This is a genomic window from Shewanella sp. SM74, from assembly GCF_025653725.1.
Lineage (GTDB): Bacteria > Pseudomonadota > Gammaproteobacteria > Enterobacterales > Shewanellaceae > Shewanella > Shewanella oncorhynchi.
In genome coordinates this window covers 32,597-55,369 of the sequence record NZ_JAKKRZ010000006.1, presented here as the reverse complement: position 1 = coordinate 55,369, position 22,773 = coordinate 32,597, and the positions used below count along the sequence as shown (strand labels likewise).

The window sequence follows — 22,773 nt, the reverse complement described above, 5'->3', positions numbered from 1 at the left end:
GGGCGCCCGCCATGGATCTAAATCGGCATAACACTCAATCGTATGGCTCTCAACATTCACCCATCTTAATATCCATAAGTTCGCCTGTTCTAATTAACTCTGACTATACTCAAGCCAAGTGCGACTCACCTAAGTGCTGGAGTAGAAATGGGGAAGAAATTACTCACATTATCTAGCTTTTGCTTGTTTCTATTCAGCTTCTATCCCCCAGCATTTGCGGGGCGAGAACTCCATTTAGTCGCCACTAACTATCCTCCTTTTTATGCCGATGCTTTACCTGAACAGGGCGGCGTTGCGCAAGTCGTCAAAGAAGCTTTTAAACGCAAAGGTTACACTGCCAGCCTCAAGTTTTATCCCTTCGCCCGCGCGGCTTTACTCGTTAAAACTGGCCAAGCTGATGGCATCATTGGGTTCTGGTATCGTAAAGAGCGCGAGCAATGGGCCCAATATTCTGCGCCTATCCAACCCGTACAAATTGTGTTTTATAAACGTAAAGATTCACCGCTGAGTTTCAGTCAACTTTCAGATCTTAAACCTTTCACTATCGGTATAGGTCGCGGTTACGCTAATCCACCAGAAATCTTCGCCGCGGGGCTCACCACAGAGGAAGGAAATTCGGATGAGATGAATCTCAAAAAGCTGTTTTTAAAGCGTATTGACTTAGTCTTGATTGGCCATAACTTAGCGAGGTATTTAATTAAAAAAGGACCAAGTGAATATGAGGGTGCCTTTGAGCAAGTCGGCCCACCCATAGCGACTGAGGTATTTCATTTAGGGATCTCTTTGGCTGTAGCGGATCATCCGCAGTTAGTGACGGATTTTAATCAAGGTTTAGAGAGTATGCGCCGCGATGGACGATTAGCGGCAATTTTAAGCCAATATCCTCAGGTTGAAACGACTCAAGCGCCGATTGAAAAAACGCGAACTGAAGTCCATCCCTAAAGTCCGTCCAGCTTTTAAAAAGCAATAAAAGCACAAAAAAACAGCAAAACTCTCGTTGAATTGTGCTCAATGCTCAAAAAACACAATTTCTTTCATTTTCGTTCGCTTACCTTTACAAACTTTTACCCAACTGGCGTACGTTATTCACTAGAATAGCGCCATTAGAGCGATTACCTTTTTAAACTGCCTTTGCGCGAGATAATAATTACAATGAAAAAAACCATTATTGCCATTGCCCTGCTTGCGATTATCGCCACAGCGGTGAGTTTTAGTGATGTCCTTCAAGCGGCTAAACCCGAGAACGCACCACATCTTATGCGTACCGTTCCTGTGGTCACGGGTGAAGTGATTGAATATCCATTAGCGCAATCTATCTCTCTTATCGGCAAACTCGCGGCTGAACGTGCAGTGATCATTGCACCGCAAGTCACAGGTAAGATTAAACAAGTCGCAGTGACCTCAAACCAAGCGGTAAAAAAAGGCCAGTTACTGATCGAACTCGATGATATGAAAGCCCAAGCCGCCGTCGCCGAGGCCAATGCTTTCCTCAATGATGAAAAACGTAAACTCAAAGAGTTTGAAAAACTGATCAGCCGTAACGCCATTACCCAAACCGAGATTGACGCACAAAAAGCCAGTGTTGATATCGCCCAAGCACGCTTATCCTCCGCCCAAGCAGATTTACATTACCACTCGCTGATAGCGCCGTTTGCGGGTAATACTGGCCTGATTAATTTCAGCGAAGGCAAGATGGTCAGCATGGGCACTGAGTTGATGTCGCTAGATGATTTGTCCAGCATGCGCCTCGACTTACAAGTGCCTGAGCATTTCCTATCGCAACTGAGTATTGGCATGCAAGTGTCAGCCACCAGTCGCGCTTGGCCGAATGAAATCTTTACTGGCAAAATGGTGGCTATCGATCCCCGCGTCAATGAGGAAACCTTAAACCTCAAAGTACGGGTGCTATTCGATAATCCGAAGAAACGCTTGAAACCGGGCATGATGATGTCGTCAACCATCACCTTCCCAGCGATTTCAGCACCTATGGTGCCAGTACAAGCTCTTGAGTATTCAGGAACTAAACGTTACGTATACGTAGTTAGCGCCGACCACATTGCCCACCGCACAGAAGTGACACTAGGGGCACGTATCGATAACCAAGTCTTAATCGAAAGCGGTTTAAACATAGGTGACAAAGTCGTGGTACAGGGCTTAGTCAATATGCGCGATGGCCTGCAAATCAATGAAGTCACGCTCGATGGTAAAGCCTCAGCCCGTGCGACAGAGCTTTCAGGTCCTAAAGCAACGGAGACGAAATAATGTGGTTATCCGATGTTTCGGTTAAACGCCCTGTCGTTGCCATCGTTTTAAGCTTACTGCTGTGTGTATTTGGCATAGTGTCGTTCACTAAACTGTCGATACGGGAAATGCCCGACGTCGAAAGCCCTGTGGTCACCATCAGCACCAGTTACTCGGGTGCATCGGCGGCGATTATGGAAAGCCAGATCACTAAGACTTTAGAAGATGAGCTAACAGGGATCAGTGGTATTGACGAAATCACCTCGACCACACGTAACGGTAGCTCGCGTATCACAGTTAAATTCCTCCTCGGTTGGAACTTAACCGAAGGGGTCAGCGATGTGCGTGATGCTGTGGCCCGCGCCCAACGCAGACTCCCAGAAGATGCAAAAGACCCCGTCGTCTCAAAAGACAACGGCTCCGGCGAACCCTCTGTCTATGTGAATTTAAGCTCGAGTGTGATGGACCGCACTCAATTAACGGACTACGCCCAGCGAGTACTCGAGGACAAATTCAGCTTAATCAGCGGCGTGAGTTCTATCAGCATTTCCGGCGGCTTGTATAAGGTCATGTACGTCAAGCTAAGACCCGAACAAATGGCAGGGCGTAATGTTACCGCAACGGATATTATCAACGCCCTGCGTAAAGAGAATATAGAAACGCCCGGCGGCCAAGTGCGCAACGACACCACTGTGATGTCGGTGCGTACCAAACGCTTGTACTACACGCCGAAGGATTTCGACTATCTTGTGGTGCGTACCGCCAGCGATGGCACGGCTATCTACTTAAAAGATGTGGCAGATGTGGCTGTTGGCGCACAAAACGAAAACTCGACCTTCAAAAGTGACGGCATAGTTAACATCAGTTTAGGCATTATTGCCCAGTCCGATGCCAACCCCCTGCTCGTTGCCAAAGAAGTGCATAAAGAAGTTGATCGCGTACAAGACTTCCTGCCCGAAGGCACTAGCCTAGTGGTCGACTTCGACTCGACCGTATTTATCGACCGCTCAATTAACGAAGTGTATAGCACACTTTATGTCACGGGCGCCTTGGTCGTACTCGTGCTGTATATCTTCATTGGACAAGCGCGAGCAACGTTAATCCCAGCGGTGACGGTTCCAGTATCTTTGATCTCGGCATTTATCGCCGCCAACATGCTAGGTTATTCGATTAATCTACTGACATTGATGGCATTAATCCTCTCCATCGGTCTGGTGGTGGATGATGCGATTGTGGTGGTCGAGAACATTTTCCACCATATCGAAAAAGGTGAAGAGCCCTTACTCGCCGCCTATAAAGGTACTCGCGAAGTGGGCTTTGCCGTTATCGCCACTACGGCGGTACTGGTGATGGTATTCCTCCCTATTTCCTTTATGGAGGGCATGGTCGGGCTACTATTTACCGAGTTCTCCGTGATGCTGGCGGTGTCAGTGCTGTTCTCCTCCTTAGTGGCACTCACACTTACGCCTGTACTGAGCAGTAAATTACTCAAAGCCAACGTCAAACCGAATCGCTTTAATCGTTGGGTCGACAGCGGCTTTGCTCGCATGGAAAGCGTTTATCGCGTCGCCGTGACTCGAGCGATTAAACTCCGTTTACTCGCGCCCTTAGTTATCCTCGCTTGTATCGGCGGCAGCGCTTGGTTAATGCAACAAGTACCGTCACAACTCGCGCCGCAGGAAGACCGCGGCGTGTTGTTCGCCTTTATTAAAGGCGCCGAAGGCACCAGTTATAACCGTATGACAGCCAACATGGACATAGTCGAAGACAGACTCATGCCCTTGCTTGGTAAAGGTGTGCTGCGATCCTTCAGCGTACAAGCTCCCGCCTTTGGTGGCCGTGCTGGCGATCAAACTGGCTTTGTCATCATGCAGCTAGAAGATTGGGAACACCGCGATGTGACTGCGCAACAAGCCCTTGGAATTATTAGCAATGCCTTAAAGGATATTCCAGATGTAATGGTTCGCCCTATGATGCCAGGCTTTAGAGGGCAATCGAGCGAACCCGTGCAATTTGTACTTGGTGGTTCGGACTATGCCGAACTGTTTAAGTGGGCGCAGATATTGAAAGAAGAGGCTAACGCTAGCCCTATGATGGAAGGGGCTGACTTAGACTACGCAGAAACAACGCCAGAACTCATTGTTACTGTCGATAAAGAGCGCGCCGCAGAACTGGGGATCAGTGTCGACCAAGTATCGGAAACCTTAGAAGTCATGCTGGGTGGCCGTACCGAAACGACCTTTGTTGATCGAGGCGAAGAATACGATGTGTATTTACGCGGTGATGAAAACAGTTTCAATAATGTCGGTGACCTGAGCCAAATCTACATGCGGTCAGCTAAGGGCGAATTAGTCACTCTCGATACTGTCACTCATATAGAAGAAATTGCCTCTGCACAAAGATTAAGCCACACCAATAAACAAAAATCGATCACCCTCAAGGCTAACGTCAGTGAAGGTTACACCTTAGGTGAAGGCTTAAAGTTCCTTGACGCTAAAGCCATTGAATTATTACCTAAGGATATTTCGATTGGTTACACGGGCGAATCCAAAGATTTTAAAGAAAACCAAAGCAGTATCTTTATCGTATTTGGTTTAGCTTTACTGGTTGCCTACTTAGTATTAGCCGCACAGTTTGAGAGCTTTATCAACCCGTTAGTGGTGATGTTTACTGTGCCTATGGGTGTATTCGGTGGTTTCTTAGGACTACTGATCACGAGCCAAGGGATCAACATCTACAGCCAGATAGGCATGATCATGTTAATTGGTATGGTGACTAAAAACGGTATCCTCATCGTGGAATTTGCCAACCAATTGCGCGACCGCGGCTTTGAACTCGATAAAGCCATTATCGATGCGTCATCCCGTCGTTTACGGCCAATCCTAATGACAGCCTTCACCACCTTAGTGGGTGCTGTACCGTTAATTTTCTCAACGGGCGCGGGCTCAGAAAGCCGTATCGCTGTAGGTACTGTAGTGTTCTTCGGAATGGCGTTTGCTACCTTTGTGACCTTACTGGTGATCCCCGCCATGTATCGATTAATCTCGGCCACAACGCACTCTCCTGGTTATGTTGAAGCTAAGCTCGAAGCGGCGATTAAAGCACAAGAGTTAGCGGCACAAGAGGCGGCCGCAAAGCAGCAGGAACTCGCACCTAAAGCCTAGCGCTAATAATAACTGCAGAAGATCACAGAACAAAAAGCCAAGACACTCAGTGTCTTGGCTTTTTTATTGGCGTCTTAATCAAGTTTCCTTGCCCTACATAGGATATTGGGAATTTATCTATCCAATCACAACACAATTTCGGCCAGCGGATTTAGCGCTATACAACGCACTGTCTACCCGGAAAAGTGCGCTGCGCAGACTCTCATTATCTTGAACACAGATACAGCCAAAACTCATAGTCAAATTCAGTTGTTTATCTTGATAGAAAAAATCCGTCGACGCTAAATCTAAACGTAATTGCTCTGCAATTTGATATGTTTCATCTAAGGAGTAACCTTGTAAAACAATCAAGAATTCTTCACCTCCCCAACGTGCAATACAAGCAGCGGATTGCTGTAGCCCTTCAAGTAACCTTGCAACTTGTACTAAGACATCATCCCCACATAAATGACCAAACGTGTCATTAATGGCTTTGAAATAATCGACATCGCACATTAATAAGCAAAGGTCAGAGCCATTTGTGGTACTTAAGGCATTCTCCAACACTGCTTCCGCTTTACGGCGATTAGCGAGGCCAGTCAACACATCGGTATTAGACAAAGTTTGATTTTCATCAATAAGCAATTGTAAATCATGGATATCTCTCATCGTTACTATATGCAAGTCCGATTGATTCTCTGTGGTAATTTGTGCCGTGATCAAAAACCAACGGTACTCACCGTTACGACAAAGAATGCGAGCCTGCATTTCAGCCGTATCGATTCCTGCATTGATACTGCTTTCAACAATTTTTGCCCATCCTTCAACCATAGCTTGGCGCACTAAAGGAGCTGGATACACAGTATTAAACCAAGCATCCATATCGGGAATATCGACTAATGTGTAGCCAATCTGTTCGATAAAGGCATGATTAACAAAACGATGGATCCGCTGTATACGGCCAGACATCTCATTCATGCGTGATTCTGAAAGCAGGATTGGAATAGGAATGAAATCTAAGCTTTTAAAGAGAATTACCTCACTGGTATTGCGTGCTGTCATTAACCTTCTCCGCTCAAATTCCAGACAAAGATCTGTTATCACATCCCAAACCTAATTGGGGCTAAAAGATGATAGATAAAATATAATTTAACGTTTGAATTTATTCAGAATTCAATCAAATACAACACGGTTACGGCCATCATTTTTAGCTTTATATAAAACGCTATCAACCCGAAATAATAGACTATGCAAGCTTTCAGCAACTTGATGCCCGACACACCCAAAACTCATGGTCAAATGCATATGCTGGCCATAGGATTGGTAATCCGTGGATTCAATATCACAACGCAACTTCTCGGCAAGCTCTATAGCGACTTCAAGTTCAGTGTTTTCCAGCACGATCAGAAACTCTTCCCCTCCCCAACGTGCGACACAGGAGGCAGAGGGGACATAGCGCTTAAGCTGATCCGCTACTAATTTAAGCACATCATCCCCACACAAATGACCAAAGTTATCATTGATACTCTTAAAAAAATCGATATCACACATCACTAAACAGAGTGAACCTTGTGCATCAGCACTGTGTTCTATGGCTAAAGCGAGGAGCTGTTCCACTTGACGACCATTGGCAAGTCCCGTCAGTAAATCGGTATTAGACTGTCGCTTGTTATCCTCAATCAGTAACTGCAACTGATGAACATCTCTCATAGTGACTATGTTTAAGTTTGATTGATTTTCTGTGGTAATTTGAGCTGTGATTAAAAACCAACGATATTCACCATTGCCACAGCGAAGGTAAGTTTGAAAACCTGCGGTACTCAGCCCCTGTTTTTCACTTACATACACAGCCCTATCCCAATCAAACATCGCTTTATCTCGAAGGATTGGCTCGGGATAAACAGTATTAAACCAAGATTCAATATCGGGTATGTCCGACATGGTATAACCCAATTGCTCAATAAATGCATGATTCATAAATCTATGCACCCTATGAGTGCTTGGGCGACGTCCTTCAACGTCCAAGGCCTCAGATAATAGAACTGGGATAGGTATATAATTTAAACTTTTGAATAATAAGACTTCACTATCTTCTGAAAAAAGTCGACGCATCCGTATCTCCCCATACAACGAATAACATAGAGATAACATTTAGTGTGATAGAACCACATATGATTTGTGAGGACAAGAACTCACTTAGGCTGTCGTCGATATAAAAACGCTACAATCGCACATCGTAAAATCAGAAAGTTACTTTGAGTACATCTAAAATGATGGAATCACAATTACTTAAGGAAAGCCTAATGAAAAGTGTTTGTTTGAAAAGACATTGATTCCCTTTGTTCGGATGCTCGTTTTTCGTACTACTCAGTAGTAACAATATTCAATAGAAGCTTTGAGATGATGGGATTTAGCGGAAGAATAGATGCGTAAACGTCACCATTCATAACTCTCTGCTTATGAATAGACTGTGGTCTACTCAATGATGAAGTTAATTTTACTTCCTGCCATGCCTCGATTGATTTCGACAGCACCCAAGAGGCAGCAAAGCAGCAGGAACTCGCACCTAAAACCTAGCTTTTCACGTCTATACAAAATGTAGAAATTACATAGAAAAGCCAAGGTACTTAGTATCTTGGCTTTTCATTTGCGTCTTAAGCGTTTTTTGCTTTATTGGCGAAGCCTAAAAGTAAACCTAAGCCAACGCAAAGCAGTGCACTTAACGTAATCACAATACCTAAATGGTGGATGATTCCCGCGCCGCCTAAACCTAATCCCAACAGAATATAATAAAATAGTCCAAAGAGTGCGCCAGCAGAGCCCGCATAGGTGCGGTAGTTTGCCAGAGCAGAGCTTAGTATGTTCGGAATTGCGATACCGTAAGCCATCACAATCAATAGCATAGGGGCTAGAAAGTAAACATTATTCAGCCCAATAAAGGTCGATTGAAGGAGCCAAATGCCCAGTCCACCGACAAGTGCAATAGCACTGGCTAAGCGAACGAGTTGTGCGCTGGTGTGGCCTCGACCCAGCATTATTTTATTAACATAACTGCCAAGGAATGTACCAAAGCCTAACAGTAAGCCACTGGTACCAAAGGCAAGCGTCGATAACCCTTGCGCCTCAAACATAAATGGCGCCAGTGAAAAGTAGCTAAACCACATCAGATTAAACGCCGCCACCAACAAGGTGTTCTTAATAATCCCACTATCGGTAAGCATCTTAATCGCTAACTCGCCTATCGCGATTTTCTGGGTGTGTGCGGGTTTGGTTTCGGGTAAAGATTTTACAGACAAAAATAACAACACGATCGCAGAGACCATGAGTGCGACAAACACACCTTGATATCCCCAATACGCACTGAGGACACTGCCCAATAGCAATCCGATAACTGGGCTTATTCCAAGTGACATTCCCATCACAGAAAAAACTTTCGCTAATTCCTCTCCGCTGTAGCTGTCACGCATCATGGTTTGGGTAATCACAGAACCCACTGCCGCACCGAACGCCAACAATACGCGGGCCAGTAACAATAGGCTAAAGTCGCTCACTATTAAGGCTAAGGCTGAGCCAATGGCATAACAGACTAATCCCGCGAGCATGGCTTTGCGGCGACCAATAATGTCGGCTAAACGGCCCCAGCAAAATACGCCGATGGCAAAGGCCATAAAGTACACAGATAAGGTTTGCGATGCGCCGGCAATCGACACGGCAAAGCTTTCTGCAATATTAGGCAAGGCTGGGCTATAGATGGTTTCCATTATTTGCGGAAACATCATTAGCAGCACAGCGAGCCCTAATGGTGGTTTTATGTTCATGATTTCGATTCAATTTTAGTAAACCAAATGAGCTGGTTAACCAAAATGTCGCTCCATACTTGTCAAAGATGGCGCAGTATAGATAGAATCCAAATGTGTCCATTAGCAACACTTAGACAAAAAACATCAAAAATAGGACAAAATGGCCTTTATTCTACCTGAACAGCAATTTAATCCAGACCAGCTAGATAATATGGTCATTGGCATTGCCGCAGATATGGGCGAACACGACTCGGGAGTACATCGCCACAGAAAGGCGCAACTGCTGTACGCTCCCACAGGCGTGATGAGATTCACCCTAGCCGATACTCAAATGGTGTTACCGCCAACGCGTGCGGCTTGGTTGCCAGCTGGCGTTAAGCACAGCGTTACAATGCGTAATGTGGTTGCCTATCGCTCACTCTACTTTGAACCAGAAACCGTCACTTCATTACCCGATAAAGTCACTATTTTTCATGTAAACCCGCTACTCAAAGCGTTAATCGACACTATGTCATTTTGGCCATGGGACAAACCAAGAAGCACTCAGCACAATGCCTTTTTGCTGCTCTGCGAAGAGTTGGGCAATGCCGCGGAAGAAAATCTGGCTTTACCCCTCCCACAGGATAAACGTTTAAAAACCTGGCTTGCGCAACTGCAGCTACACCAAAAACCGCCAGCCAATCTTAAGGATATGGCAGTAGAAATCGGAGCCAGTGAACGCACAATTAGCCGTATTTTTAGCGCACAGACGGGAATGGCTTATCAAGCATGGCGCCAGCAATGGCGTTTACTTGCGGCCATTGAACAATTAGCAACGGGAACCTCGGTGGCACAGGTAGGCTTTAATTTACAATTTTCCAGCGACAGTGCCTTTATCAGCTTTTTTAAGCAATATACCGGCACTACTCCGGCACAACATTTCAAATAAGTACTGCCTTGACTGACTTACAATCGTCGAATCGAGCCTTGCCTCATATGCACTTTCATGACGCTAGCTGCGACGTTAAGCTTTCACCGCTGGCGTGGCAGAAGACTTAAACCAAGCAAGCGGTTTTTGACGGCGGGTTAACATGTTACCGAGCGCGACTAGCAAGAGTCCCACGCTTGAATACCAAGTCCACTGATAATCCTCAAACACACTCGATACACTTAACGCCACCACTGGGGTAATCACCAACAGATACGCAGCGGCATTAGCACCAATTCGCTCAACCAAGATCAAATAAGCGGTAAAGCCAATCACAGAGGCGATAACGGCTAAGTAAAACAAGCTGCCAAGATAGCTGGTTGTCAGCGGTAAACTAAAGTTTAAATCTTTAAACCAGATGATGAGCAACAACGCCGCACTGCCATAGCACATGGCATACGCTGTTGAAGTAAAGGGCGACACATTATCGCGCGAGTTGCGCATACTGATCATGGTACCAATCGAGAAAAACCACGTACCTAGCAGCGAAAACAATAAGCCCCACACTAAATTTTGGGACCACTGAGTCGCGAGCAAATCGGCACCAAAGAGTAAGCTAATGCCACCCAGACCGACACTAACGCCTAACCAAAAATTGCGGCTGGTGGGCGTACCGTAAAAAATGCGGCCATGTATCGCATTAAAAATGGGGGCTGTGGCCATAATGACCGCTGTTAAACCGCTGGCGATATAATGGGTTGCGGTATAAAACGCGATAAAGTTCAAACAAAATAGACACACGCCTTGCAGTGCAAACCAAGGATGCTGCCTCAGCTTTACCGCTTGCAGCTTGTTAAAGGCAAAGCCAATGGCGAACATCAAGAGACTCGCAATCGCAAACCGATAGAAAATCGAGACTTCCGTCGCCACCTCACCGTGCTGCCACTTAATGGCAATCCACGAAAAACCCCACACAAAAATCATCAGCAAATACATCACAGCAGCCATAATGAGCCCCCTACACCTTCATAAAATGCTTAATGAGGCAAACTATACAACTATGGATTTCGTCCTTATGTCACCATCTTGTTGGTCATAACACGATATTGCGGTTTTAATCGCGAGCGGACGTTGAGCCACGCCCATAAGTGCGATAATTTGGACAGACAAAATGCTTAGCCAGTGAGATCACTAGGAACCCATGGAGCCCAAATACATCAGTTTTGATAAATCCGCCAAAACCTGTATTCGTAAGCAAGCGATTACGGAGGATTTATCTTGGGCCCATTATCAAAATGCGGGCGAGCGTCTGTATTACCAAAACGATGCACAACATACGCTGAGCATGTATCTGGATGGCGGCTACGAAACCCACAGAACCGATATCAAGGCCGACTATGGCGCGCCCAGTAAGTTTTGCCTTATGCCCCAAGGCTGCCAAAGCCATTGGCAACTGGGACAACCGCAGCAGTTTATGCATTTGTATTTTAGCGATGAACATCTTAAAAAATTGGCGGTGCGAGTCTTTGATAAAGATCCACGCCAAGTGCGTTTACCTGAGTTGACCTTTGTCGATAATCCGAGATTAGAGGCGCTGTTTCGGCACCAAGTTGCCGGGCTCGATTGGCAGACGAGTGATCACCATCTGATGATGGAACAGGTAACCGACACTGTGCTGGTGACTTTGCTGCAAAGCTCAGGCTTTAATTTGTCGGTGGGGCCAATTAAGGGTGGGCTCGCACCTAAAGTGGCTAAAGCGATCAAAGAGTTTATTCATTGCCATTCCCATCGACAAATTTACTTGTCTGAGTTGGCCGAGCTTGCCCAACTGAGCGAGTACCATTTTTGTCGCATGTTTAAATCCCAATTTGCGATGACGCCGCAGGAGTATTTACTGCAAGTGCGCATTGAAAAGGTCAAACAAAGCTTGAGTCATTCAACGCAATCATTGACCGATATCGCCCTCAGTAATGGCTTTGCCAATCAAAGTCATATGGGGCGTTACTTTAAAAAACTCAGTGGCATGTCACCGGGCGAATATCAAAAATACCATAGAAGCTAACATACGCTTTGGGTTCACAATCTCGACGGCTGAACCCAACACTCTAACATCCTTGAAAACCCTATTGCCTCGATATGCTATAGTGCCCTTACTCCCCTAGCCGCTGGAAAACGCCTTGAAAAAAATCGCTTTATTTGTCGATGTACAAAACATCTATTACACCTGCCGCGAAGCCTATGGCCGCCAATTTAATTATCGTAAACTGTGGCAGCACTTAGGCTACGAGGGAGACATAGCGTTGGCCGTGGCTTATGCCATCCATAAAGGCGACGATGGGCAATTGAAATTCCAAGACGCACTAAAGCACATAGGTTTTGAGGTGAAGTTAAAACCGTTTATTCAGCGCAGCGATGGCTCAGCCAAAGGCGATTGGGACGTGGGGATCACCATAGATATTATGGAAGCGGCGAGTGAAGTGGATACAGTGATCTTGTTGTCTGGGGATGGCGATTTCGATTTATTACTGCAAAAAATTCATCAAAAGTATGGGGTTGAAACCCAAGTGTATGGCGTCCCTACCCTAACGGCTAAATCCTTAAGGGATGCAGCGAGCCAGTTCCATCCCATAGATGAGGCGTTATTGCTCTAGTCACAAGACAAAAATGCGCCTATCCATCACGCTACCGTATCTGACTCATTCACTCTTTCGCCCTCAATGTAGAGACGCTATGTTGAGCTTCTACTTTAAAGATGAAGCAAATCACTGATAGGTAATATCCGTATACATAGGGGCGAGGCGTTTTAGAAAGGCATTACGGGTCGATAGCGGAATATGTTGCTCTTTCATCGATTCAATCAAATGGCCGACTAAGGCATCGAAATCCGCTTGAGTAATATTCAAGCCTCTATGGCTGTGCTGCATACTTTCGCCGTGATACACGCAGCCGCCATCGGCAACCAGACAGAAATGTTCAATGGCACGCTCACGAAATAACGCAATATCAGTCTCTTGAAAGTGATGCACTATGCGTGGATCTGTGGCAATACGTGCCAGCAAACCATCGACTATCGCCGATACGCCTGCGTTACCACCTAGCTCTTGATATAAGGTCTGATGGCTTGCGGTTTGACGACTAGAGTGAGTTTGTGATGCAGAGGTTTCGGTCGTTTGCACCGCACAGCCAGTGAAAAAAAACACTACGACGAAAGGTATTAACTTCACCCGTAAACGCCTCATAACGCCCCCTCCACCGACAGGTACCAACCCCGTTGCTCTTCAAACCCCGCTATGCTGCCCAAATTCGCATAGGCCGTAACCACGGAAAGATGCTTATTGATAAACCACGCTAAAAACACATCTTGCCAATCATCCTCCTGGGCAAAAGCTAACTCATCGGGTTTCTGGCGATATTCGATACCCAGCGCCACATTATCCGTCAGCAATACCGCGGCAGAGGCTTCGAGCACAAACTGGTAATCATGATTGGCTTGAGTACCAAAACCCAATAAACCTGTTTGATTCGCCTTAGTCGCGCGCACGGTCCCATTGAGTAATACATTTCGTCCCGCTACCGCATCAAAAAATACTTTGCTGGCAGCAACATACACATCTAAACCCCAATCATCTCGCGCCCCAACCGCCTGAGGAATCGCAAAGTCATCGACTCTTTTATACTGTGCACCTAAGGTGATTTGCGGCATAGCGGTATAAAGCAGCTCGCCGGCAAGCTTGTATTTTACGCCGAAGATATCTTGACCTAACTCGCCGCCCATAGTATCCAAATCAAAGGTTTGCCGCGCAGCGCTCAGCTCGAATCGATTATCAAAACTCAAAGAAGCGCCGATCACTTTCAGCGTAAAATCATCGACATAGACACCCGTCGCCATCGCCGTTGCCGACCATTCACCGCTACTGCCATAACCGTTGATCACGGCCCATGGCACTATGCCACCGCCAGCACTGCCTTCAATCATCGTCCCGCCGCCAGTCGCGACCACACGACTACCTTCAGCAAACGTAGGAACAGTGCCTAATAGTAAAAATAGGCAAGACAAAAAAAAGCCCGTCCCCCAATTAGCCATTTTCAGTGACGCATAATTGCGATTTGACACAAGGCACTCCAAATAGACAGAATCTTTAAGCAATATATAGAAAGAGAGTAAGTAACTATTTTAAAAACCAATTTTATCAAAAGCATAATCCAAGAGCCATGTTCTTTCTATCAATACAAACTCAGAATGAAGTCATCACGAAAATAGCATTAAGAGTAACCCATTTCATCATTTTCGTAGCCAATATTATAAAGCCCCCACAAATTGGTCAACGGATGAATATATTGACTCAGCCAATTTAGGATCCTTAACAATATCCCCCCACTTCGCTTTTTCAACACATACCTCAACGGGTTCAATATTAAACTTACGACGATACAGAGTCAGCGACTCAACATTCGCGGATGATAACAGACCGCAATCAACATCATTCAAAGACGCAATAGCAGTAATTAGCTCCTCGGAATTGTTAGTTTCTGATAAAAAATGAATATTTAGCAATAATTTGTCAAATTGATGAGGATTATTTGAAGCATTAAACTCCAAAAGTAATTTTTTAGCTGACTCAAAATCTTTAAGCTTTAAGTAAGCGTTAATCATTGATGTATAATATTTTTCATCAGCTAGAGGATATGATATATGCTTCTTTAGTAATAAAGCTTCATCCAAAAACGGCTTCATTACATTGATATTATTACTATTTGTAAAGTGCTGGATCTTGGATAATAGAGCCATGATATAGTAGTTACTACTTTCACCATGATACTGTTTGTAAAACGCCATAGCTTGCTCACATGCATCAATTGCATGTTGCATATCATACGAAGAAGTATTACTGACATTTGATGAATTACTACATATAGCGTAGTTAAAGTATGCAGCGTGACCCAAGTTGCCTTTTAATTTATAATGTTCTACAATTTTTTCCAAGTGACTTAAATATAAATCTTGCTTGCCAAACTCATTTGCAAACAAAGTAAACTGTAAGTAATAGTTTAGTGCATTCTCACCATAATTTGGCAACTCACTATAGACCCGACTCATTATCTTATAAGCCGCAACTAAATCTTTATTTTTGATCGCTGCTGATAATTCAATAATGAAATAATTAACTCTATATAATGGCGGTAAATCTTCCGGGTTAATGTTGAGATAAATTTTATTTATCTCACTTGGTAGAGGAAAGTTATTAATCACAGAAGTCTGTTTCGAAATAATAGCAAGTACATATACTGATGGATGATTACTATCGAACAATGACTTTAACAACTCCGCATTATTGATTAATCGCTCAGTAATAGTTTTGACAGAATGCTGCCCCTGAGTTGTTGATAATATATACCAATCATGTATGAGATTTACCCATATTTTTGATGACACTTCAGAAACATTACCTTCAATATCATCCAATAAGCTATTAATACCAACTAACTGCTCTGACTGACTAACATTAGATGATGAAATTAATTTTATATGCTTCAGAAGTATTTCTTGACTTTTATTTAATGGAGTTAGATTTGGCGCGATGAATTTGAATAGTCTCTGAACTTCTACGTTAGAAATTGTCGTCGTACCGATTTCCCAATCAAGTAACATGAAAAGCCTGTTATCAGATAGTATAGGTAAATTAAATACCTGATCATTTAAGCTTTTAACCTGATCAACTACATTGCTACCGTTATTATTCAACACATTAAGTTCTATCAACATTTTTTTGGCAATAACATTCTCAACAACAAATTTATTGTCACCACCAATCAATTCTAGTAGTTTATTTGTGTATAACTGACATTCTTGATAGTCACCAATTGTCTTGTATGCATTAGCAAGTGACAACGTAAATCTAACGCCTTGTTCAATAGGTAATAGACTGATATTAATAGCTTTAGCTGAGTTAACTAATGCTCTTTGTCTTTCAATTTCAGAAACGACTTTAACATCAACTTGATTTAGCATATTTTCTGCCAACTTTAAATTATTATCAGCAAGCAACTCCTGTTGTTGTGAGTAAATATAGGATTTGTAATACTTAACGCCAACCATTGAGAACGCGCTAACAACGAAAAATGTTAGAAATATAAGAAGCGAATGTCGCTTAAGCCACAAATTAAAGTTATAAAAATTATTATCAAAAGCTTTAATTGGTTTTTTCAATAAAAAGTTTTCAATGTCAAATTTAAACTCAACTACAGTTGCATAGCGTGAAGTAATATCATTTTGCGTAGCCTTTGACACAATCCTTTTTAACACTTTACAATCACTATCAATCAGCTCCTCTAACACCCTCCCCAAGCTATAAATATCAGAAGCTATTGTAATATCTTTGCCAGCCTTCTGTTCTGGAGATGCATAAGCATAAGACAATGCATTAAAATATGATTTTAACGACTCACTATCTCTACTTTCAATAAACTTAGAAATACCAAAGTCGATAATATGTACGCAACCATCCCTGCCAACTAAAATGTTATCTGGCTTTATATCTCTATGTAGAATTTGATGAGCATGGGCATGTATTATCCCTTCAAGAACCTGAATAAATATATTAAGCTTCTGTATTTGTGTTAAAGTTTGACTTTTTAGGTATTCCTTTAAAGACAAGCCATTTATATACTGCATTATTATATAAGCAAATCCACGCTTATCTCGACCAGCATCTAAAACTGAAACTATATTAATGTGCGTTAATGATGCAAGCGCCTGTGCCTCATAATTAAATATTTGATCAGATTTATTTCCCAAAAAGGCTAATGGAACTATTTTAATTGCGACGTCCTGTGTGTATTCACCATCATGTCGTTGCCCCAAATACACGTTTCCCATGCCACCGCAACCCAGTAACTTAACAATTCGATACTTAGAAACTTCATCACCTGGATTAAGATTATTAGGGAGACCGTCACTCGCAATAACCATACTATCGTTAAAGAGCTGCGTCATACCGTATTCTACATTTTTAAGCATACGAGTTAAAGCATTAAACGTTTCTTTATCATTTTCAAACTGTGCTAAATAACGATTCTGTTCCTGTTCATCAAGCGATGTAAGATGGCAATAGTGCAGGTAAAGGTTAGACATTGATCATAACTTCCTTGAAATAAAAATGATTAGTTAAAAGAGTAATCATTTATCCTTGATTTAATAAAAAAAAGATCTTTATCTACCGTTGAATCAGAGATGGAGAACAATGTTGCGATCTCCTTGTTAGATAAGGAACATACATATTTATAAATAAAAACAGAAACTTGCCTAGAGTACTCAGCAGATAATTTCTTGAGTATTATTTCAATATCTATTATTCGATATATTTTATCTAAACTAGTATCAACAACACATTCAGCTTCATTTTTCTTACGCTTTATTGCTGAAGCTTTTCGCAAGCTATCTACCAGTATCGAATAAATTACCTTTGAGAATATTGTATAAAGTTCTTTAGTTGACTCAGGAGCGATATCTCTGCTTTGGTTAATTTTAATAAAAGCCTCATGAACAAGAGATGTTGTATTACATGAAATATCAAAAAGTGTATTTTCAGATATCTCGCCAACAGAGTTTTTTCGGACATTACTGGCAAGAACTTGAAATTTTTGATAAGCAAAAGAATACAACTGCTGTTCGGCTAGTTTATCATTCTCATTCCACCTAATAATGATATTCGTCAAACGTTCAAAATCTTCTTCAGCTCTTATCTCTTCAGATCTTATCATTGACTAAACTTCCATGAAATCAATTTATAAAAAAGTACTAATAACCCAAAACCATAAATATTTATTAATATAACGATTTCTTTAACGAGGTGACGTTACTTATAAATATAACAAACAACATTCATCAAGTAACTAACCGAACACTTAATCATCAACCCCTAATAAAGTAACAGCAAAATAATCATTAAGTCTTACTTAGTCATCATAGTATCCCATGGTCTTGCTCAGCGCTAGATTACATTATGATTTATATGGATAAATTTGTGTCAAAACCAAATAAACAGTTTATTTTTCACACAAAAGCATTACTTAAAACATCTTTAAAAAAGAGCAACGCCGTAAAACACAATAAATAAAAAACAATTAAAAACAAATGCTTAATCAAAAAAATAATCAGTAATTTAGATCTTTCAGTAAATAAAACTAGTTTTTACAATTTTTTTTCAAACGCAACTACGTTTTTTAATATAAAATACGTATCTTCATTTTTAGGAGTGATTAGATAGACTACTTTTGGTATCTAGAGTTTGTCTTTATCTAGGAAGTAATAGCGTTACCTTAGCTCCTACAGGCAGGCAGCTAGAAATAACCTGTGAACTCTAACTTACTAAAAACCAGCACATCAATAGTTAGCATTTTAGCTGGCTTTAATACCACAATTAAGGTGAGCCAAGAGAATATATGGTTTGTGCAACCTGCACTAATCATTTGAAAAACAGCTTATGATATTGATAGTAACCTCTTTAAACAAAGGACTGATGCATGCTCACAATCTACAAAGCTATATACGAATCTATCTCCCACCCTAGCTGTTTATTTTTTAGCCACAACCAATCATAAACTTATAATAGCTCTGCTTCCGTGTAGGTTTTACCCCTGAAACACCTAGAAATAATAGAGAATGAGAATGCAAAAAATATACCTATGGGCATCAAAAATTATACTTATAATGTCACTTACAGCCTGTGGAGGTGGAGGCGAAGGTGGTGATGATCCCAAACCGCCAACTGATCCAATAACACCACCAACGACTAACACAGCTCCAAGCTTAACGATCTCTAAAGCTCAAGTTGAGTTAAAAGAAAAGACTTCAGAAACAGTTTCCTTTGTTGGTAAAGATTCTAATGGTGATTCTTTAAGCTACTTAGTTGATTCAAACAATATCGCGGTTTCTGCTCACATTGCTGGCTCAGCTGTTATTATTACCGCAAATGAAGTTGAAAATGATGTTACAGCAATTGTAAAGATCACTGTTTCCGACGGTAAAGCTACTGCTGTAAAAAATATATCAGTTAAAGTACTAAACGATATTGTTATTGTTAATAATCCTCCAGTTTTAACCTTAGCATCAACTTATACAATGTCAGAAAGTTCAACTGGTGTAGTTCCTTTTTCTGCAACGGATCCAGAGGGTGAACCTTTATCTTATTCAGTAAAATCAAGTAATCCTTACGTGTCTGCTTCAATAGTTGGTAATGATGTTAACTTAGTTTCAAGTGCTGTTAATATTGATTCTATGTCTACCGTTGAAGTGTCTGTTACTGATGGTGTCAATACTGTGACTAAATCATTTACAGTTAAAGTCGTAGAATCAGGTGATTACACCCCATTTTCTTTAAGTTGGGTTGATTCAGAAAATACTAGTTTATATGTTGCTCAAGCTGCTCAAGGTCGATATAAATTTAATATTCAATTAGGCTCTGTTAGCTTAAATTCTTTGAATGTTAATGTTAAAATGACTCCTGATATTGCTAGTGTGGTTGATCTTGATTCAGGAGAAATTGTTGTTTCTACTAAAAAAGACACATTAGGTAAGTACAGTGGTGTAATGACAGTTTCTGATGGTGTAAACTCTCAAGTATTATCTTTTAATATTGAAGTTTACAATTCAAATCGATCTCCATTTTTAGATAGTGACTACACTGTTTTCTTAAATGAAGGTGAATCAAAAACAATTAGTCTTTCATCTGCTGAGTCTTTAGATCCTGAAAGTGTGCGTATTTATGAAGTTCAACCTTTTCAAATTATTGATGGTGATTCATCTAAATTTGAATTAACTTATGACAACACAGCTAGAACTTATACAATTAAAGCATTAGCGGGTTCAAAACTTTCAGGTCTTTTGTTCTATGTTTTTACAACTGATAGTTACGGTGGTTGGGCTGGTGGAATTTATGAAGCCTATGTGAGAGGTTCAAAAACTCCTTTAGAAGTAGATCTTGAAGAAAAACTTATCCTTGCTCAAAAATATGTTAAACAATCTCAAGAAATTGAAAGACTTGGTGATTTTGTGATTGATGCATTGGAAATGAAAGGTGTTTTAAGTCAAAAAGAAGCAATGGTTGAAAGATTGTTAATTTCTGATTCAAGATATTTCTCTGAAACTCTTTCTACTAATAAATTAAACTGTATGTTATCTGCTGTTCAAAAAGGGTTTGTTGAAAACAAAACTATCCAATTTGAAAACAATGGTGTTTTTAAAACTCAAGAAGGTTATATTTGTAATGTTGGAGAAGTTGAAACATTTGATCATGAAACAGCTACAGCAACAACTAACTTTTATGAAAACTCAGTTAACTATGCGATTGCTTTAAATAATATTGATAAAATTAAAAATACTCAAGATTCAGAATATCACTCTGTTAAAGGTGAAGATTTGGTTCAAAGAGTTAATCGCCTTGCTCTATTACTTTCAACAACAGATTCTAGTTTTCAATTAGGTGATGTCGTTTGGAATAAAATGAATGATATTGGAAATGGCTTGTATAGTAGATTTGTTGGAACTTCTACTTACGGTTCATACAATAATGGTGTATGGACTTGGAATCCAGAGTATAAATTCTTAGGTGTAGCTACTCAAATGGCAAACGAAACAGTAAATTATTAAAAACTGAAGATTAATGATTTTTAAGATGAAATTAAAACCATTGAATTAATATATGTTTTTAATGATTTTACAAAGCATCTGATAAAATGGATACAAAGGGAAATTTAAATGAAAATAACAAAAAACACACTAGCTCTCTGTTTTACCATGTCAGTTTTTCCAGCATCAGTTTCAAGTGCTGAACTTATTGTAAATTGGTCAGATATGATTAATATTCATAATGCAAAAATGATTGAAAAAGTTGCAGAAGAAACAGGTGTTTCAATTAAATATGTTCGCCCACTTCAAAAAACATTCGATTTAGTCTCTGTTGATATTGATAGTAAAGAGGCTATTTCAATTCTTTTAAAAACAGGATATTTTAAATTTGTTGAAGAAAATGCAATCATTACAAATCCACAAGTTCAAAGAACATTAATTGATAAAACAAGTTTCAAGATCAATAAGAAAAATAGTGATGTTGGAACTCAATCTCTTGTTGCCAATAAGTTTAGTGACCCTTTATATTTAAAACAATCTTCTTTTGATGAACAAGAAAAAACTCGCATGGGTTTATCTAACATCGAAAAAGCTCGTGATTACGCAATTAAGCATAAAGTTATCGATCATAAAGTTAGAGTAGCTGTTTTAGATACTGGTAAGTGGCCACATGAAGATATTAATTGGTCTAGTGTTGATGAAGCTTCTTTTCTTTCTGGTTTATCTAATGGTTCTGGTTGTTTAACTGCTGATAATTTAAATACTGGTAAAGATGCAACTTGTTCTGAAAATAATACTTTTGAATTATTTCCTAGTAATGATTCTTTAGATAAATCTTGGTATAAAAACAGCAATAATGTTTTTGAAGTTTTTGTTAATGGTCATGGTTTAGCTGTAGCAAGTCAGATTGCGGCCACAAGTAATAATGGCTTAGGTATGGTTGGTATTGTTCCTCAAAACAGTGTTGAAATTGTACCAGTTAGAGTTTTAGGCAAAAGTAGCAGCGGTAATAGTGTGTCTGATGGTGTTTTTTGGGCTATCGGTTCTTATGATAACTATGGATTGAAAGAAGGTGATAAAGGTTATGTTCGCCCAATTTCTGAACCTGTTGAATTTATTAACCTTAGCTTAGGTGGTAAAGCTGATTTAAGTTGTGAATCTAATAGTTATATGAAGTCTGCTATCGAAGAAGCTTACTCAAAAAATATTAGCGTGGTGATTGCGGCAGGTAATGAATCAACTGACACAAAATATGTTTATCCTGCTAACTGTGAGGAAGCCTTTACTGTTTCTTCAAATCAAATTAGTGGCGAAATTAGTAAATTTTCAAATTATGGTACATATTCCGATTTATCAATGATTGGTGAAGAAATTACTGTAGCTGAAATATCTAGTAATTATTATGGTTCCTCTGCAAATTGTGGTGTTGCTGCTGATTATAGTGATTGTTATTCTTTTAGTAGAGGTACATCAATGGCAACGCCTAATGTTGTTGGTGTTTTAGCTTTAATGAAAATGGTTCACCCTGATCTTTCAGCTAAAGAGCTTGAAGCAATGCTTTTAAACACTGCTGTTCCATTTGAACAAAAAGGTGATGGTACAGCATCAAGGGCGTCAAAAGTTGGTTATGGTGCTGGTGTCGTTAATGCTTATAATGCTCTAATTAATGACCCTTTAGAAATTGGTAATGTAAAATTAGAACATCGTTATGGTAATACTAATGCTGCGTTTCAAGATGCTTATGTTGTTGAAATAAAAAAAGTTATTCCTAGTGCTTGCTCTATGTATAATGTTCAATTTGGTTCACTACAGCATGAAACAGAAGGTGTTAGTTACAAACTAATGCAAACTAACGAATTAGGCTCTATTGGTTCCGTTTCCTTTGCTAATATTTTTGATTTAACAGTACCAAAAACTATTGTAGACCGTTCAGTGTATTTAAGAGCAGCTGTCCAGTCATGTAAGAATGGTGTATGTGGTAGCTTAGTTGAATTAGACTTTTCACAAACTCAAAAGCCAACAATTTGTAAAGTATAACTACATCGACTCTAATGC

The 22,773-nt window shown here is 40.9% G+C and carries 16 protein-coding genes; 8 read left to right on the top strand and 8 right to left on the bottom strand.

Translation table 11 applies throughout. The annotated features are described in order from the left end of the window. Window positions 1–147: 147 nt before the first annotated feature. The 3 genes from L5M49_RS08075 to L5M49_RS08065 all read left to right on the top strand — a co-directional run bounded on the left by L5M49_RS08075 (window position 148) and on the right by L5M49_RS08065 (window position 5,405). The gene (locus L5M49_RS08075; protein ID WP_263265805.1) at window positions 148–942 is read left to right on the top strand and encodes a substrate-binding periplasmic protein; all 795 of its coding nucleotides are present in this window, start codon (window positions 148–150) and stop codon (window positions 940–942) included. A 210-nt stretch (window positions 943–1,152) separates the two neighbouring features. Further along, on the top strand, window positions 1,153–2,262 hold the full coding sequence (locus L5M49_RS08070) for an efflux RND transporter periplasmic adaptor subunit (RefSeq protein ID WP_105251741.1): 1,110 nt from the start codon (window positions 1,153–1,155) through the stop codon (window positions 2,260–2,262). Next, window positions 2,262–5,405, top strand: a complete 3,144-nt coding sequence (locus L5M49_RS08065) for a multidrug efflux RND transporter permease subunit (protein WP_028761399.1) — start codon at window positions 2,262–2,264, stop codon at window positions 5,403–5,405. Before L5M49_RS08070 ends, L5M49_RS08065 begins: the two co-directional genes overlap by 1 nt. Window positions 5,406–5,522: 117 nt before the next feature. Here the strand turns inward: L5M49_RS08065 and L5M49_RS08060 are convergent, their stop codons facing one another. The 3 genes from L5M49_RS08060 to L5M49_RS08050 form a co-directional block, all read right to left on the bottom strand. Next, window positions 5,523–6,446, bottom strand: coding sequence for a GGDEF domain-containing protein (locus L5M49_RS08060; protein ID WP_263265804.1), 924 nt, complete (start codon window positions 6,444–6,446; stop codon window positions 5,523–5,525). 111 nt (window positions 6,447–6,557) lie between these two features. Beyond that, window positions 6,558–7,361, bottom strand: a complete 804-nt coding sequence (locus L5M49_RS08055; protein ID WP_263265803.1) for a sensor domain-containing diguanylate cyclase — start codon at window positions 7,359–7,361, stop codon at window positions 6,558–6,560. Between the two features lie 677 nt (window positions 7,362–8,038). Further along, window positions 8,039–9,202, bottom strand: coding sequence for a multidrug effflux MFS transporter (locus L5M49_RS08050; RefSeq protein WP_263265801.1), 1,164 nt, complete (start codon window positions 9,200–9,202; stop codon window positions 8,039–8,041). A 142-nt stretch (window positions 9,203–9,344) separates the two neighbouring features. Here L5M49_RS08050 and L5M49_RS08045 point away from each other — a divergent pair, with 142 nt between their 5' ends. Beyond that, a complete protein-coding gene (locus L5M49_RS08045; RefSeq protein ID WP_263265800.1) occupies window positions 9,345–10,112 on the top strand; it encodes an AraC family transcriptional regulator in 768 nt (255 codons plus the stop codon). 75 nt (window positions 10,113–10,187) lie between these two features. Here the strand turns inward: L5M49_RS08045 and L5M49_RS08040 are convergent, their stop codons facing one another. Then, entirely contained in the window at window positions 10,188–11,099 is a 912-nt protein-coding gene (locus tag L5M49_RS08040) for a DMT family transporter (protein WP_212599300.1), read from the bottom strand. A gap of 193 nt (window positions 11,100–11,292) precedes the next feature. On the opposite strand from L5M49_RS08040, the gene L5M49_RS08035 reads away from it, so the two are divergent. Together L5M49_RS08035 and L5M49_RS08030 are read left to right on the top strand one after the other, a co-directional pair. Beyond that, the gene (locus tag L5M49_RS08035; protein ID WP_131523567.1) at window positions 11,293–12,153 is read left to right on the top strand and encodes an AraC family transcriptional regulator; all 861 of its coding nucleotides are present in this window, start codon (window positions 11,293–11,295) and stop codon (window positions 12,151–12,153) included. Window positions 12,154–12,268: 115 nt separating this feature from the next. Continuing rightward, the gene (locus L5M49_RS08030; protein ID WP_006082658.1) at window positions 12,269–12,742 is read left to right on the top strand and encodes an NYN domain-containing protein; all 474 of its coding nucleotides are present in this window, start codon (window positions 12,269–12,271) and stop codon (window positions 12,740–12,742) included. Window positions 12,743–12,853: 111 nt separating this feature from the next. Here L5M49_RS08030 and L5M49_RS08025 read toward each other — a convergent pair whose 3' ends face one another. The 4 genes from L5M49_RS08025 to L5M49_RS08010 all read right to left on the bottom strand — a co-directional run bounded on the left by L5M49_RS08025 (window position 12,854) and on the right by L5M49_RS08010 (window position 17,852). Beyond that, complete coding sequence (locus L5M49_RS08025) at window positions 12,854–13,330, bottom strand: group I truncated hemoglobin (protein WP_263265799.1); 477 nt, start codon at window positions 13,328–13,330, stop codon at window positions 12,854–12,856. After that, complete coding sequence (locus L5M49_RS08020; RefSeq protein ID WP_263265859.1) at window positions 13,327–14,175, bottom strand: DUF3034 family protein; 849 nt, start codon at window positions 14,173–14,175, stop codon at window positions 13,327–13,329. Before L5M49_RS08020 ends, L5M49_RS08025 begins: the two co-directional genes overlap by 4 nt. Window positions 14,176–14,391: 216 nt before the next feature. Further along, window positions 14,392–17,223, bottom strand: a complete 2,832-nt coding sequence (locus L5M49_RS08015) for a serine/threonine-protein kinase (RefSeq protein WP_263265798.1) — start codon at window positions 17,221–17,223, stop codon at window positions 14,392–14,394. A gap of 29 nt (window positions 17,224–17,252) precedes the next feature. Further along, window positions 17,253–17,852, bottom strand: coding sequence for an ECF-type sigma factor (locus tag L5M49_RS08010; RefSeq protein ID WP_263265797.1), 600 nt, complete (start codon window positions 17,850–17,852; stop codon window positions 17,253–17,255). A 907-nt stretch (window positions 17,853–18,759) separates the two neighbouring features. On the opposite strand from L5M49_RS08010, the gene L5M49_RS08005 reads away from it, so the two are divergent. Next, on the top strand, window positions 18,760–20,739 hold the full coding sequence (locus tag L5M49_RS08005; RefSeq protein WP_263265796.1) for a hypothetical protein: 1,980 nt from the start codon (window positions 18,760–18,762) through the stop codon (window positions 20,737–20,739). 108 nt (window positions 20,740–20,847) lie between these two features. Continuing rightward, window positions 20,848–22,755 carry a S8 family peptidase gene (locus L5M49_RS08000; protein ID WP_263265795.1) on the top strand — a complete coding sequence of 636 codons (1,908 nt, stop codon included), beginning with the start codon at window positions 20,848–20,850 and terminating at the stop codon, window positions 22,753–22,755. The last annotated feature ends 18 nt before the right edge of the window (window positions 22,756–22,773 follow it).

What these genes read in the sequence shown, in the direction of transcription:
- L5M49_RS08070 (WP_105251741.1), top strand. Translation starts at nt 1,153, where the DNA reads ATGAAAAAAACCATTATTGCCATTGCCCTGCTTGCGATTATCGCCACA.
- L5M49_RS08045 (WP_263265800.1), top strand. Translation starts at nt 9,345, where the DNA reads ATGGCCTTTATTCTACCTGAACAGCAATTTAATCCAGACCAGCTAGAT.
- L5M49_RS08025 (WP_263265799.1), bottom strand. Translation starts at nt 13,330, where the DNA reads ATGAGGCGTTTACGGGTGAAGTTAATACCTTTCGTCGTAGTGTTTTTT.
- L5M49_RS08075 (WP_263265805.1), top strand. Translation starts at nt 148, where the DNA reads ATGGGGAAGAAATTACTCACATTATCTAGCTTTTGCTTGTTTCTATTC.
- L5M49_RS08010 (WP_263265797.1), bottom strand. Translation starts at nt 17,852, where the DNA reads ATGATAAGATCTGAAGAGATAAGAGCTGAAGAAGATTTTGAACGTTTG.
- L5M49_RS08015 (WP_263265798.1), bottom strand. Translation starts at nt 17,223, where the DNA reads ATGTCTAACCTTTACCTGCACTATTGCCATCTTACATCGCTTGATGAA.
- L5M49_RS08020 (WP_263265859.1), bottom strand. Translation starts at nt 14,175, where the DNA reads ATGGCTAATTGGGGGACGGGCTTTTTTTTGTCTTGCCTATTTTTACTA.
- L5M49_RS08040 (WP_212599300.1), bottom strand. Translation starts at nt 11,099, where the DNA reads ATGGCTGCTGTGATGTATTTGCTGATGATTTTTGTGTGGGGTTTTTCG.
- L5M49_RS08005 (WP_263265796.1), top strand. Translation starts at nt 18,760, where the DNA reads ATGCAAAAAATATACCTATGGGCATCAAAAATTATACTTATAATGTCA.
- L5M49_RS08000 (WP_263265795.1), top strand. Translation starts at nt 20,848, where the DNA reads ATGAAAATAACAAAAAACACACTAGCTCTCTGTTTTACCATGTCAGTT.
- L5M49_RS08050 (WP_263265801.1), bottom strand. Translation starts at nt 9,202, where the DNA reads ATGAACATAAAACCACCATTAGGGCTCGCTGTGCTGCTAATGATGTTT.
- L5M49_RS08060 (WP_263265804.1), bottom strand. Translation starts at nt 6,446, where the DNA reads ATGACAGCACGCAATACCAGTGAGGTAATTCTCTTTAAAAGCTTAGAT.
- L5M49_RS08065 (WP_028761399.1), top strand. Translation starts at nt 2,262, where the DNA reads ATGTGGTTATCCGATGTTTCGGTTAAACGCCCTGTCGTTGCCATCGTT.
- L5M49_RS08035 (WP_131523567.1), top strand. Translation starts at nt 11,293, where the DNA reads ATGGAGCCCAAATACATCAGTTTTGATAAATCCGCCAAAACCTGTATT.
- L5M49_RS08055 (WP_263265803.1), bottom strand. Translation starts at nt 7,361, where the DNA reads ATGAATCATGCATTTATTGAGCAATTGGGTTATACCATGTCGGACATA.